Source organism: Sphingobacterium sp. UBA7855, assembly GCA_002500745.1.
In the GTDB taxonomy this organism is placed as follows: domain Bacteria; phylum Bacteroidota; class Bacteroidia; order Sphingobacteriales; family Sphingobacteriaceae; genus Sphingobacterium.
On sequence record DLST01000018.1, the window covers coordinates 556604 to 570708 of the forward strand.

Annotated in this window: 11 protein-coding genes; 4 read left to right on the forward strand and 7 right to left on the reverse strand. The window is 40.3% G+C overall.

Translation table 11 applies throughout. The features are described 5' to 3' along the window. Positions 1-159: 159 nt before the first annotated feature. Both mfd and B2107_RS18515 read left to right on the forward strand, forming a co-directional pair. The gene (gene mfd, locus B2107_RS18510; protein ID WP_293957221.1) at positions 160-3495 is read left to right on the forward strand and encodes a transcription-repair coupling factor; all 3336 of its coding nucleotides are present in this window, start codon (positions 160-162) and stop codon (positions 3493-3495) included. A 199-nt stretch (positions 3496-3694) separates the two neighbouring features. Next, positions 3695-4885 carry a trans-sulfuration enzyme family protein gene (locus B2107_RS18515; protein ID WP_293957222.1) on the forward strand — a complete coding sequence of 397 codons (1191 nt, stop codon included), beginning with the start codon at positions 3695-3697 and terminating at the stop codon, positions 4883-4885. Positions 4886-4969: 84 nt separating this feature from the next. On the opposite strand, the gene galK is transcribed toward B2107_RS18515, so the two are convergent. The 5 genes from galK to B2107_RS18540 form a co-directional block, all read right to left on the reverse strand. Next, a complete protein-coding gene (gene galK / locus B2107_RS18520; RefSeq protein WP_293957223.1) occupies positions 4970-6121 on the reverse strand; it encodes a galactokinase in 1152 nt (383 codons plus the stop codon). Between the two features lies 1 nt (position 6122). After that, entirely contained in the window at positions 6123-7172 is a 1050-nt protein-coding gene (locus B2107_RS18525) for a UDP-glucose--hexose-1-phosphate uridylyltransferase (protein WP_293957224.1), read from the reverse strand. A gap of 68 nt (positions 7173-7240) precedes the next feature. Beyond that, positions 7241-8515, reverse strand: a complete 1275-nt coding sequence (locus tag B2107_RS18530) for a metallophosphoesterase (RefSeq protein ID WP_293957225.1) — start codon at positions 8513-8515, stop codon at positions 7241-7243. Between the two features lie 12 nt (positions 8516-8527). Beyond that, positions 8528-9562, reverse strand: coding sequence for a ferrochelatase (gene hemH, locus B2107_RS18535; protein ID WP_293957226.1), 1035 nt, complete (start codon positions 9560-9562; stop codon positions 8528-8530). A 91-nt stretch (positions 9563-9653) separates the two neighbouring features. After that, positions 9654-10502, reverse strand: coding sequence for a 4-hydroxy-3-methylbut-2-enyl diphosphate reductase (locus tag B2107_RS18540; protein ID WP_293957227.1), 849 nt, complete (start codon positions 10500-10502; stop codon positions 9654-9656). 279 nt (positions 10503-10781) lie between these two features. Between B2107_RS18540 and B2107_RS18545 the strand changes: the two genes are divergently transcribed. Then, a complete protein-coding gene (locus B2107_RS18545; RefSeq protein ID WP_209578426.1) occupies positions 10782-11201 on the forward strand; it encodes a nucleoside-diphosphate kinase in 420 nt (139 codons plus the stop codon). A gap of 138 nt (positions 11202-11339) precedes the next feature. Here the strand turns inward: B2107_RS18545 and ybeY are convergent, their stop codons facing one another. Both ybeY and ruvX read right to left on the reverse strand, forming a co-directional pair. Continuing rightward, positions 11340-11768 (reverse strand): rRNA maturation RNase YbeY, encoded by a 429-nt coding sequence (gene ybeY, locus B2107_RS18550; protein ID WP_046671590.1) that lies wholly within the window; start codon positions 11766-11768, stop codon positions 11340-11342. Positions 11769-11816: 48 nt separating this feature from the next. Next, positions 11817-12230, reverse strand: a complete 414-nt coding sequence (gene ruvX / locus B2107_RS18555; protein ID WP_209578422.1) for a Holliday junction resolvase RuvX — start codon at positions 12228-12230, stop codon at positions 11817-11819. Between the two features lie 630 nt (positions 12231-12860). On the opposite strand from ruvX, the gene def reads away from it, so the two are divergent. Next, positions 12861-14087 (forward strand): peptide deformylase, encoded by a 1227-nt coding sequence (gene def / locus B2107_RS18560; RefSeq protein WP_293957228.1) that lies wholly within the window; start codon positions 12861-12863, stop codon positions 14085-14087. Positions 14088-14105: the final 18 nt, after the last annotated feature.

Sequence of the window (14105 nt, forward strand, 5' to 3'; positions counted from 1 at the left end):
AACGTTCGTCAAGACTCATCGATTAGTTAATCTAGTCCGGACAAAAACCACACCCTTATCACGAGCAGACCTGCTATTTTTTTACCAAAAAATTTAGCACTTCATACCTAATACTTAATAGTATTTCGCTAAATTCGCAATTATTCGAAATTTTTGCTCGTGGGAATTCAAGAAATATTAGAAAAATACAGTCAAAGCGAATCCGTCCAGTCGCTAACCAAGGCTATGCAATCCAAAAATCCGAAGATTCAGCTTAAAGGACTTATTGGCTCATCTGATGCATTTATAGCGGTATCTTCTTACAACTTACAGGAACGTCCAATGGTGTTTATCTTACCGACCCATGAAGACGCATCTTATTTTTTAAGCGATCTGGAAAGCCTGCTGGATAAGCAGGTCCTTTTTTTTCCTTCGTCTTATCGAAAAGCATTTGATTTTACTCAGACCGACTCTGCCAACGTATTGCAGCGTGCAGAGACTTTAAGTTCGCTTAATCATACCTCAGAATTACCTAAAATGGTTGTTACGTACCCTGAGGCCATTGCGGAGAAAGTAATCAACCGAAGTGATTTGGATAAGAATACGTTGGAAATAACAGAGAATACTGCTTTAAGTATTGATTTCATCAATGAATTCTTGATTGAATATGATTTTGATCGCGTAGACTTTGTGTATGAGCCTGGACAGTTTGCGATACGAGGAGGCATCGTAGACATTTTTTCTTTTTCGAACGATCTTCCTTACCGTATTGAATTCTTTGGCGACGATATTGAAAGCATACGGACATTTGACATTGAGTCGCAGCTTTCCGTCAAAAAGATCCACAAAGTAACCATTGTTCCTAACGTTCAGGCTAAATTCTTGACATCACAGCACATTTCGCTGCTAGAATATATTGATCAGGGCGCCACGATCTGGATAAAAGACGCTCAATTCACTTTAGATATTGTAAAAGATGGGTTAAAGAAAGCGGAAAAATTATGGGTGGGGCTAACAGATAAGCAGAAAAAGGATAATCCCGAATGGCATAACCCAGCCCATGAGTTTACAGATGAGAAGAATCTCAATGCCTTATTCTTTGAATTCCCGATCGTCGAATTCGGCAAACAATTCTTTTATAAAGCAGAGAATACCTTTAAGTTCGATATCCATCCGCAACCCTCTTTCAATAAAGATTTTAATCTTTTAATCCATAATTTCAAGGAGAATGAAGACCAACGCATCCAAAACCTTATCTTTTCAGATTCAACGAAACAGGTTGAGCGTATTTATACCATTCTAGAAGATCTTGACAAATCGGCAACCTTCATCCCGATTCATAAAGCCTTACGGGAGGGCTTTAGAGACGACAGTTTAAAACTGGCATGCTATACGGATCACCAAATATTTGACAGGTATTATAAATACAAACGTAAGAAGGCTTACGAGCGTTCGCAGGCAATTACGCTGAAGGATTTAAGAGATCTCAAACCAGGCGATTTTATTACCCATATTGACCACGGTGTCGGCCGATATGGAGGTTTGGAAAAAGTGGATGTTAACGGTAAATCTCAGGAAATGATCCGTCTGATCTATGCAGATAATGATCTTTTGTATGTAAACATCAACTCCTTAAACCGCATCTCAAAGTATTCAGGCAAAGAGGGCACAGTCCCCAAAATGAATAAATTGGGTACGGATGCTTGGGACAAACTCAAGAAGACAACCAAGAAAAAGGTCAAAGATATTGCGCGGGACCTGATTATGCTCTATGCCAAACGCAAAGCGCAGCACGGAAATGCTTTTTCACCCGATAGCTACTTACAGAATGAATTGGAAGCCTCCTTTATTTATGAGGATACACCCGATCAGGAAAAGGCTACTGCTGATGTAAAAAAAGATATGGAATCGCCACATCCAATGGATCGATTGATCTGTGGGGACGTCGGGTTTGGAAAAACGGAAGTTGCCATCCGTGCGGCTTTCAAAGCTGTAGCAGACAGTAAGCAGGTTGCCGTACTCGTACCGACGACAATTCTTGCACTGCAGCATTTCCGTACATTTTCGGAGCGACTGAAGGGTCTTCCATGCAATATAGACTACATCAATCGTTTTAAAACGACCAAACAGATTAAAGATACCTTAGCAAGGCTTGCCGAAGGAAAAATAGACATTATTATAGGCACACACCGTCTTGTGAGCAAAGATGTTAAGTTTAAAGACCTCGGCCTGATGATTATTGATGAAGAGCAGAAATTTGGCGTTGCTGTAAAGGAAAAATTGAAAGTTATGCGTGCGAATGTAGATTCGCTAACACTGACAGCAACACCAATTCCAAGAACATTGCACTTTTCATTGATGGGGGCCCGCGATTTAAGTATTATCTCCACTCCTCCCCCCAACCGGCAGCCTGTACAGACAGAACTGCACGTTTTCAATGAAACATTGATCGGCGAGGCAGTCAGCTACGAACTTGATCGAGGTGGGCAGGTATTCTTTATCCATAATCGTGTGGCGGATCTTCCGCAGCTGGGCAATTTAATCCGTAAACTGGTCCCCGGAGCCCGGGTCGGTGTGGCTCATGGCCAGCTTGAAGGCGATGAACTTGAGGATGTAATGCTCAAATTTATCAACCATGATTTTGATGTCTTAATTGCAACTACGATTATTGAAGCGGGTCTTGATATTCCAAATGCCAATACGATCATTATCAATCACGCACATATGTTTGGCCTGAGCGATCTACACCAAATGCGCGGTCGAGTAGGTCGTTCCAATAAGAAAGCATTTTGTTATCTCCTCAGTCCACCATTGTCAACCTTAACACCGGAGGCTTACAAACGACTTTCAGCGATAGAAGAATTTTCGGAACTGGGCTCTGGATTTAATGTTGCCATGCGCGATCTGGATATACGCGGTTCGGGAAACCTCCTAGGAGGCGAACAATCTGGTTTTATTGCCGAAATCGGTTTCGAAATGTATCATAAAATCTTAGACGAGGCCATTCAGGAGCTTAAAGAAGACGAGTTCTCGGAAGTATTCGCCGATGAAAAAGAACGAAAATATGTCTCCTTTACACAGATTGATACAGACCTCGAGGTATTGATTCCCGACGAATATGTGACAAATATTACGGAGCGATATAATCTGTATACCGAACTGTCCAAACTGGAAAACGAGCAGCAATTGGCAGCCTTTGAGCAGGAGCTTGAAGATCGCTTTGGTCCTATTCCACGTGAAGTATTTGAATTATTCAATACACTCCGTTTGCAGTGGTTTGGTAAAACGATCGGCTTCGAAAAAATAGCGTACAAAAAACATACGCTGAAAGCTTACTTTGTCAGTAATCCTAAATCAAGCTACTTTGAGTCAGACCAATTCGGCCGCGTATTATCTTTTGTACAGAGCCATCCAGAGATCAGCAACCTGAAAGAAGTTAAAGGCCAGCTCCGTTTGGCGTTGAACAATGTGAATACCATTGGATATGCACTGAACCTCTTGAGAGAAATGTTATAAGACATTTAAATGTCTCAGGTATAAATAAAATCTACTCCTTCTGTAGATTTTATTTATATTTGGTATGCAGGAAACGCCTTATTCTTTCCGACTAGTACCAAAAGTACTTCCACACAAATGGGGATTTACTTACTCTCGCTATTGAGCAATCTTGTTATGGAGGAATAAGGCATCATAAGCATCAATAAACACCATTAGCATGACAAGCAATACTGAAACAATCCTCGTTCATGAAGGACAGCAATTCAACCAGACATCTGCAGTAACCACTCCAATCTATCAGACATCAACCTACGTTGCAGACCCAGATCCAATGGAGTATATTAAAGCCGCTACCGAACCAAAGCATCCTTATTTTTATCATCGCCATGGCAATCCAACGAATAGTCAAGTGGCCACCATCTTAGCGAAGTTGGAAAAAACAGAGGATGCACTAGTATTTGCAACTGGTATGGCAGCGATCAGTACGGCCATATTGGCTATCGTTAAATCGGGAGATCATATTGTCGCCCAGCATGCACATTATTCCGGAACGGCTATTTTCTTTAAGGAGTTCTTAACGGATTATGGGATTACAGTTACTGCTGTGGATCAAACAGATGTTTCAGCTTTTGAAAAAGCTATTCAGACAAATACCAAGCTGATATATATAGAGACTCCATCCAATCCCAACCTCTATATCACGGATCTAAAAGCGATCGGAGAACTCGCCAAAAAGCATGGGATTCAAAGCATGGTCGATAATACCTTTGCCTCCCCCATTAACCAAACACCGACAGATTTTGGAATTGATGTCGTTGTCCATAGCGCTACGAAATATTTGGGTGGACATAGTGATCTCACTGCAGGTATCGTGTGCGGCACACGGGACTATATTGCGCATGTATGGAAACGGTCTGTCGCTTTAGGGGCATCACTTGCACCTCTTGACTCCTGGTTATTGTTACGCGGATTAAAAACACTAAGTCTACGGGTCAAACAGATCAATACCAATGCGCTGAAGCTGGCCGAATTTTTGGATCAACATCCAAAAATAAAAAAGGTCAGTTACCCTGGATTAGCCAACCATCCACAACATGAGCTTGCAGCCCAACAAATGAAAGGCTTTTCGGGCATGCTTTGCATCGATGTTGATGGTAAAAATGAGGAGGAGGCATTTTTAAATGCACAGAAACTCATCAATGGCTTGCACATATTTATTAATGCTGCCAGTTTAGGTGGTGTTGAATCCCTTATTGTACACCCTGCGAGTATGTGGGGACGCCATCATACAAAGGAACAGAAAGAAGCTTCGGGAATCACACTTGGAATGCTACGCATCTCCGTTGGGATCGAACATATCGATGATTTAATCGCCGACTTAAAACAAGCCTTGGACCAGATTAACTAGGATCTATCCATTAGATCGTTATCGCGGAGAACAAAAAAAAGGGGATAACATGAACTTGCTATCCCCCTCTTTAATACGATCCAATCACAGTACACGAGTACCATCCGCAATCCTGACCTGAATCACAGAGAGTTCTTTATCAAATTTCTGCTTGTACTCCTTTTCGAGTGTTGGCAAAATGGAAGGCAGTACTCCCTCTTTAATGATATTGATGGTACAGCCGCCGAAGCCGCCGCCCATCATTCGGGCTCCGATCACTTCCGGAAACTGCTTGACATAATCCACTAAATAATCCAGTTCCGCACAACTGACTTCATATACTTTGCTCAAACCTTCGTGGCTTTCGAAAATATATTGCCCCAACTGAACAACATCGCCAGAACGTAGTGCATCGCAAGATTTCTCTACACGCTCATTCTCACGGACAACAAAACTTGCTTTCGCATAAATATCAGCATCTTTTTCTTTCACCAATTCATCTAGCATCTCGACAGTTACGTCACGCAAGTTTTTGACTTCAGGGTATTTCTCCTGTATCCATGCAGAAGCCTGCTCGCACTGCTCTCGGCGTGTATTATAAGCGGTAGATGCCAATGAATGTTTTACGTTGGTATTCAATAATACAACTTCATATCCTTTCAGATCTAGCGGAACATACTCAAATCCTAACGTACGGCAATCTAGCTTAATAACATTTTTTTCTTTACCAAAAGCCGACGCAAACTGATCCATGATACCACACATCACGCCGGCATATGTATGTTCAGCCTTCTGCGCGATCTGAGGAATATCAAGTCGCTCTACCTGCAGATTGAATAATTCGCTTAGGGCCAAGGTAACCGCACATTCAACAGCTGCCGAAGATGATAAGCCTGCTCCTAGCGGCACATCACCATCGATATAAAGATTAAATCCACCTAATACTGCTCCGCGTTTCTGATACTGATCGACCACTCCGAGGATGTAGTTTGGCCAATGTTTTTCCGAAATAGCAATCTCTGCTATTTTCACTTCGTGCCGTTCCTGATAGTCTTCTGCATACAATACGATCGTATCATCCGATCGCTTACTTACAGCAACATAAATTGCCTTATCAATCGCTGCAGGCAATACAAAGCCATCATTATAATCGGTATGTTCGCCGATAATATTAATGCGTCCGGGGGAAGTAACCACTAGTGGTTCTTCTTGATAGTGCTCTTTAAATTTGTTTACAATTGTATCTTTTGTTATCATCTTATTTAGCTTTATAATGTACTGTCGAACAATTTCGCAACTGTTCAGCGGCAACTTCTGGTGTAATATCACGTTGGGGGTTTGCTAACATCTCATAACCGACCATAAATTTTTTCACTGTTGCAGAACGCAGCAATGGTGGATAGAAGTGCATATGCCAATGCCACTCGGGATGGTCGCCGTCATTGACTGGAGCCTGATGCATTCCAGCGGAATAAGGGAAAGATGTCTTGAAAAGATTGTCGTAACGTGTCGTCAAAAGCTTGAGTATAACCGCAAAATCGGCCTTTTCTTTATCGTCAAAGCCAGCAATATTCTGAATAGCCCGTTTGCTGACGATCATCGTCTCATAAGGCCAAGCCGCCCAAAAAGGAACCAGGGAAACAAATGAATCATTTTCGTCGATAATTCGTTCTTCCTTACTTAGTTCAGCTTTAACATAATCTGACAGGATGGTGCGCTGATATTTATCGAAATACTTCTGTTGCTGAACACATTCTTTTTGAATTTCTACAGGCAAATGGTTTTGTGACCAAATCTGTCCATGTGGATGTGGGTTACTGCATCCCATAATTGCACCTTTATTCTCAAAAATCTGAATGTATTTGATCCATTCAACCTTGGAGAGATCCACAAATTCCTTTTGCCAAAGATCTACCACAGCTTTTATTGCCTCTTGATCCATTTCTGGCAGAGTGAGATCATGGCGGGGCGTGAATGCAATGACTTTACAGATCCCTCTTTCAGTCTCTGCGACAAACAATTCGTCCTCATTAAATTCTTGCTGGCTTGTATCTTTTAATAAAGCTGAAAAATCGTTCACGAAAACGAAGCTTTCTTTATAGTCTGGATTGATATCACCATCTGCCCGTTGATTGGTGGGACATAAGTAACATTTCGGATCATATTCAGGTCTGTTATCTCCCGGAAGATCTTCCACTTGTCCCTGCCATGGTCTTTTACTACGATGTGGAGACACAAGTACTTTTTCCCCGGTAAGAATATTAACGCGTGTGTGGGGAGAGTCCCCAAAGTTTAAAGTTGATTGCATGTCATGTATAACTGGTGTACAGAATACACAATTATAGCTATATTAACTGAAAAGTCAAAGGGGATTTTTTATGCTTTAAACTTCGGGTCCTGCGCTTTTAACAATTCGAATATGGTAATTTCAGGAAGAATGCCAACACGTCCTGGGTAGCCTAAAAAGCCATAGCCAACATTGACATATAGTCGTTTGTTCTGTTTTGCACGGTACAATCCCGCCCATTCTTTATAGATGTATTGTACCGGGCTCCATTGCAACATTTCAGACCTGACACCAAATTGCATACCATGCGTATGACCGGCAAACATCACATCCACATCTGTGTCCAATACCTGAGCACGCCAATGAGAAGGGTCATGCGACAACAATAATTTAACAGACTGTTCTTCGGTGCCCATTAAAGCTTTCTGAATGTCTCCGTGCTTCGGGAAGCGGCCTGTACCCCAATTTTGAACGCCTACGATACAAAGTTCTTCCCCATCTACTTTAATTTTACGATTTTCATCCATTAAAAGATCCCAGCCCATGATTTTATGAACATCGATCACATCCTGGAGGTTCTTGCGCTTTGCAGGAGAATCTTCTTTACCATAATAATAGTCGCCATAATCATGGTTACCCAGTGTAGAAAATACGCCTAAATCAGATTTTACACGTGCAAAAATATCTTGATAACCGCGCATTTCGGAAGCTTGTGCATTCACAATATCACCAGTAAAAAACGTCACATCAGCCTTTTCTTTCAATAGCATATCAATCCCTCCGTTGACAGCCTTCTTATTGTAAAAAGATCCAGAGTGCACATCCGATATCTGCGCTATCGTCATACCGTGAAATGCCTTCGGCAAATTAGGCAAATACAAAGGAACTCTTCTGACACGATAATCGTAAGCTCCTGAAATAATACCCCAGCTCAGCGGGATCAAGGGAGAGGCACCTACTAGAATACCTGCTTTGGTCAAAAACTCCGATCGGCTAATTCCTTTGACTGGATTTTCTGGTAAAGGGTCTCCGGCATCTTCGACTAAATCCTCCACTGATTTCTTCCTTACAAAAAGACGTTTTACCCATACACCGCCACGTCGGATATCATCAATTAACAAAATCAAAAAGAAAAATATCTTGGATGCCGCCGTTAGAAAAAAGGCCACCAAGATCACCGACCTTACGATTAAAGGAATACTATATTTTGCGGAGATAAAAACACCTAGTAGAAGCAAAGCAGAATAAGACCACCACAAGATCGAAAATACTTTTGTTTTGGGGAACTTAATCTTCGTTGCACGGAGCGCAAAGAAAATATAAAAATCTAATAGGAGTAATACACACGCGTTTATTAACAACATCTTTTACTTGTTTTAATTTTTGGCATTGAGTGCCATTTGTTTTAAAGATTCAATCCATTTGGGATCATCATTAAGACTTTCTACCAAACACACTTCTTCTCCGCCCAACTGTTTAAATTCATTAGCATATTCCACGCCAATTTCATCAATGGTCTCGATACAATCCGCCACAAATGCAGGACTGAAAATTAATAATTTCTTATATCCCTTGGCGGCAAGATCATGCAATAAATCGGAAGTATAAGGCTGTATCCAGGGTTCTTTACCCAAACGGGATTGAAAGCACTGCGAATATTGCTCCTTTCTTAAACCTAGTTTGGTAGCAATAGCACGTGTTGTTGCATAACATTGAGAAAGATAGCAGTATGAATTAACTGTAACTTTACAGGACTCACAGCCTGATTCGGGACATTTTAGCTGACCTGTAGGATCAACTTTTCCAAGTTGCCGCACAGGAAGGCCATGATAACTAAAAACAAAATGATCAAAACTTTCTAAATCATGCCTGTGGGCATGATCTGCGTAGGTCTCTACCATTAAATCATTCGTACAAAAATTGCTCACAAAACTGATTTCTGGCAAATAATTCCATTTGCGAATCAATTCCATCACACGGTCTATCACTGATCCCGATGTTGCTGAGGCATATTGAGGGAATAAAGGGATGACCCTAATAGATTCCAACAATAGACCTTCCATATTTTTCAAAGCAGACTCAATCGATGGATTCTGGTAGCGCATCGCCAATTCCACATGGTAGTCATCTCCCAACGCTTTTTGAAGCAGGTCACGCTGCAAGATACTATAATGCATCAAAGGTGATCCAGTTTCTTTATCCCAGATTGATTTGTATACCTTTGCGGATTTCGGAGCACGTGTCAGTGCTATAATTCCTTTTACTAACAAGGTTCGTTGGACGTAAGGGATATCAATTACACGCGGATCCATTAGAAATTCCGTTAAATATCTTCTAACATCAGGAGTAGTGGGACTATCAGGTGTACCCAATTGTACCAAAAGAATACCTTTTTTGCCTTTATTGCTCATAGCTTACAAAGCTACACAAAAAGAATACACCAAGAATACACCCGGGATCTAAACCTTGGAATTATGAAATATCTGTGACGGGTAATGGCCCTTATAAGGCTTCTAAAGTTGCCTTTACATCTTTCATCAACCACATTGGCGTTGATGTGGCACCACAAATACCAATACGATCGTTCTCAGCGAAGACCGATGCATCCAATTCGGCTGGATCAGAAATAAAATAACTTGCTGGATTTGCGTTTTGACAGACTTCAAACAGCACTTTTCCATTGGACGATTTTTTGCCTGACACAAAAACGATTTTGTCATATTGTTTCGCAAAAGCACCCAGATCTTCATATCGATTGGAGACCTGGCGGCAAATAGTGTCATTTGCCTTCACTTCATACCCACGTTTGATAAGCTCGTCTTTGATCGCATAAAATTTATCCACACTTTTTGTTGTCTGGCTATATAGTGTAAATGAAGATGGCAACTCGACTTGATCCAGCTCGGAAATATCCTGAAAAACCAGGGCTTCATTATTCGTCTGCCCCTGCAAACCAATCACTTCAGCATGTCCATGCTTACCGAAAATCAAAATCTTCTCCTTTTGATCGAAGGACGTTTTTATACGGTTCTGCAATTTAAGGACTACTGGACAAGAGGCATCTATCAAAGTAATATTATTTTGCAAAGCAATACGATAGGTCTCTGGCGCTTCACCGTGGGCACGGATCAATACCTTTTCATTGCTCAAATTGGGCAGAGCAGCATGGTCGATAATTCGTAGACCTTTTGCTTTTAATCGAGTAACTTCCTCATCATTATGAACAATATCACCCAAACAATAAAGATAACCATCCTCTTCTAAGATCTCTTCCGCCATATCAATAGCGTATACTACTCCAAAGCAAAAGCCTGAATCCTTATCGATGTCTACTGTTAGATTTAATGCCATAATATCACAAAGTTACATATTCATATTGAACTTAGATCAATTGTTCTTTTACTTTTCTACAATCGATAAATTGTAAAGCTTGTCACCGTCTGCGCAAAAAAGACAATGGTAACGGATCAGAAAGAAACATTTATCTCAATATCAATAGCGATCGGAAGTGACACACAAAGATTTCAACCGTAAGAACCTATTAAGTTTAATAAGAATTGTGTATATCTGAATCGTAAGGATATTGCATATGAAATGCAATTTATCTAATTTTGCATAAAAATTAAAATAATGGCAACTAACAGAACTTTTACGATGATCAAACCTGACGCTGTAGCGAATGGTCACATCGGTGCAATCTTAAACGATATCATTGCTGGTGGTTTTAAAATCATCGCAATGAAATACATTCAACTTTCTAAAGAGACAGCTGGTGCATTTTACGCAGTACACAAAGAGCGTCCTTTTTATGGTGAATTGGTGGAATTTATGACCTCAGGTCCTATTGTTGCTGCCATCTTGGAAAAAGACAATGCTGTTGAAGATTTCCGTACTCTGATCGGTGCAACTAACCCTGCTGACGCGGCTGAAGGTACAATTCGTAATAAATATGCAAAATCAATCGATGCAAATGCTATTCATGGATCTGATTCAGATGACAATGCTGCTATCGAAGGTAACTTCTTCTTCTCGCAATTCGAAAGATTTTAATCTTTAGAACAACATAAAAAAGGGTCTTTACNNGTAAAGACCCTTTTTTATGTTTTGCCTTTCGTCTCTCGACAAGTTATAGCGTTTAATTACGATGTCATGCCGGTAGCCTCAGTTTAAAAAGCCGCGTAGAAATCTTTAAAAGTTTCTTTTACCAAGATACTCATCCTCTTTGGCGGTCATCTTGGCTTTATCTGCCGGTTTTTTATCAGGATAACCGCACAGGTGCATGACACCATGAATAATAACCCGGTGAAGCTCGTCACGCACATCAACCTTAAACTTTTCAGCATTCTCCTGAATACGCTCCACACTAATAAAAATATCGCCGGCGATGGTGTCATCATATTCGGAAGAATCAAAAGTAACGATATCAGTATAGGTGTCGTGATTTAAATATTGCTTATTGATTTCAAGCAAGTAAGCATCCGAGCAAAGGATAAAGCTCAATTCGCCAACACGTTTAAATCCTTCTCCTTTGATGGCATCAGCAATCCATTGGCGAATCTTTCCCTTTTCTTTTAATTTGAAATCCGTATCCTCGGTAAAAAATAATATGCTCTTCATCCTTCTATTTTTTATTCATTCTTGTTTGACGTATTAGTCGTTGTGTATCTAAAAATTGCGGCTATCCATGTAGCTTTGCAAAATGATTGTTGCAGACACGGTATCAATCAACCCTTTCTGTTGACGGTCCTTCTTTTTTTTCCCACTTTGCGCGATCGCCGCAGAAGCCATTTTAGAAGTAAAACGCTCATCTATTTCAGCGACAGCAATGGCTGGATAAGTCTTTTTCAGTTTTCGAATAAAACCGACGACATGCTGTGCGGATTCAGAGTCGGTACCATCCAACTGACGCGGCTTGCCGACAACAAAAGTTTCTACCTGCTCTGTCTGTAAATACGCTGCTAGAAATGTCCAGATATCCTCCGGATGTACAGTCGTCAATGCCGTCGCAATAATTTGCATTGGATCGGTCACTGCAACCCCTATTCGTTTCGTACCGTAATCAAATGCCATCAGTCTCATGGATATGTTTTTTTTACAAAAGTACAATTTAGATATGAGTATTGGGAGATATATGCATGAAGTTCCATTTATACGTTAACAAAATCGGATTAAATTACTTACACTAAAATAACATTCTTATGTGTCCTATTTAATTCCACGTTTACTTAGGTTTAGTTTAGGGTTTAGTTAGGGTTAGTTTAGGTATAGTATAGGTAAAACCTAAGCAAACCCTAACTAAAATCTAACTTATAGCCATACAAATCCTAAGGTAATGTAGAAACATACAGATCTTTATTATACCAGTATATACCTCATCAAATCCCAATGACGATTTTAGGCTTGGAGACATCGATCTTGAGAGCGAAATTGACTCACTGGGCAAATGATCACAGCTATTGCATGGAAATGGATAGTTGAATACGTCAAATTTCAACTCATTAAGATTGGGCACAACGGTGTTAAACAATGAAAAACAACGTTTTGAATAGTCGAAATCAAGTAATAACTTTGATTGTCGATTTTGCTACGACAAAAGATATTGATTTTTGAAACTATAATCTCTTCCTTTACGCTTAGTCAAATTCTAATGTTGGCAAGAAGTGGCACAGTATTAAATCATAAAAATCGGACAGAAAGATATTTAAACAAATGAAAAGAACACTTGTCGCCAGTTTCCTGTTGGCCTTATGCTTAAATACGCATGCACAAACTAAATACGAGCAATACATTACCACTCTTCGTGAAGAAAAAGCCGCTGAATTGGCGAAAGAACAATATGGTCCATTGAAATCAGATCAAGTGGCATTTTTGGATTACTTTCCTGTAGACGTCAGCTACAAAGTCAAGGGCAAAATTGATGTTCTGTTTGATGAACCAGTTTTTCGGATGCCGACCTACGACGGCACAAGCAATGAATACAAAAGATACGGAATCATAACATTTATCCTTCAAGGTAAAAAACGTGTACTGAATGTCTACCAAAGCGTCGCATTATTTCAAAACCCAGCATACAAAAAGCATTTATTTTTGCCATTTCTAGATTTAACAAATGGCCAGGAAAGTTATAGTGGTGGCCGATATATTGATCTATCCACAGAAGATATAAAAGGAGACAACGTTGAGATAGATTTTAACCAAGCATATAACCCCTATTGCGCTTATAGTAACGGTTACCGTTGTCCGGTTCCCCCAGTTGAAAACAATTTAGAAACAAAAATTATGGCAGGAGAAAAAGCATTTCAAAAGTCAAAAAACGAAAGGCCGGTCAATCTTAATGCAGGCCAGGAATTCAGTGCTGCCGACAAGAAAATCATTTCATCTGGAGGTGAAAATGCAATTCTTCGTGTATTGCAGACAACGGACGAAAAAGATCTGAAAGTTTTAAAAGCGACAAGCACTGATCTCAAATACAACGACCCATTGATTGAATCACTTTCCAAAAGAATGTTTGCGACGGTACGTGATCCCAATCACCCTGGAGTAGGCATCGCTGCGCCACAAATCGGTATAAATAAAAATCTAATCTGGGTACAGCGATTTGACAAACCAGATCAACCTTTTGAGTTCTATATCAATCCTAAAATTCTATGGCGCTCCAAATTAAAACGTACGGGTGCCGAAGGTTGCCTTTCTATTCCTAACCGTAAAGAAGACGTATTGAGGAGTTACGCGATCCGCTTGCAATACATCAATAAAGAAGGGAAAGTGATCGAAGAAAATATCGAAGGCTTTACTGCTGTTATTTTTCAACACGAAACCGATCATCTCTTCGGCATCTTGTTTCCGGATCGACTTGAGGAGCAAAGTAAAGAAGTATACTCACCATTAAATGATAAGATTGAGTTTTCTATCAAGCCCAGCACATTGATGCCGTAAACTTTTAGGACACGATTC

Coding starts and splice junctions, on each gene's coding strand:
- B2107_RS18515 (WP_293957222.1), top strand. CDS start 3,695: ATGACAAGCAATACTGAAACAATCCTCGTTCATGAAGGACAGCAATTC.
- galK (WP_293957223.1), bottom strand. CDS start 6,121: ATGATAACAAAAGATACAATTGTAAACAAATTTAAAGAGCACTATCAA.
- B2107_RS18525 (WP_293957224.1), bottom strand. CDS start 7,172: ATGCAATCAACTTTAAACTTTGGGGACTCTCCCCACACACGCGTTAAT.
- B2107_RS18530 (WP_293957225.1), bottom strand. CDS start 8,515: ATGTTGTTAATAAACGCGTGTGTATTACTCCTATTAGATTTTTATATT.
- hemH (WP_293957226.1), bottom strand. CDS start 9,562: ATGAGCAATAAAGGCAAAAAAGGTATTCTTTTGGTACAATTGGGTACA.
- B2107_RS18540 (WP_293957227.1), bottom strand. CDS start 10,502: ATGGCATTAAATCTAACAGTAGACATCGATAAGGATTCAGGCTTTTGC.
- B2107_RS18545 (WP_209578426.1), top strand. CDS start 10,782: ATGGCAACTAACAGAACTTTTACGATGATCAAACCTGACGCTGTAGCG.
- ybeY (WP_046671590.1), bottom strand. CDS start 11,768: ATGAAGAGCATATTATTTTTTACCGAGGATACGGATTTCAAATTAAAA.
- ruvX (WP_209578422.1), bottom strand. CDS start 12,230: ATGAGACTGATGGCATTTGATTACGGTACGAAACGAATAGGGGTTGCA.
- def (WP_293957228.1), top strand. CDS start 12,861: ATGAAAAGAACACTTGTCGCCAGTTTCCTGTTGGCCTTATGCTTAAAT.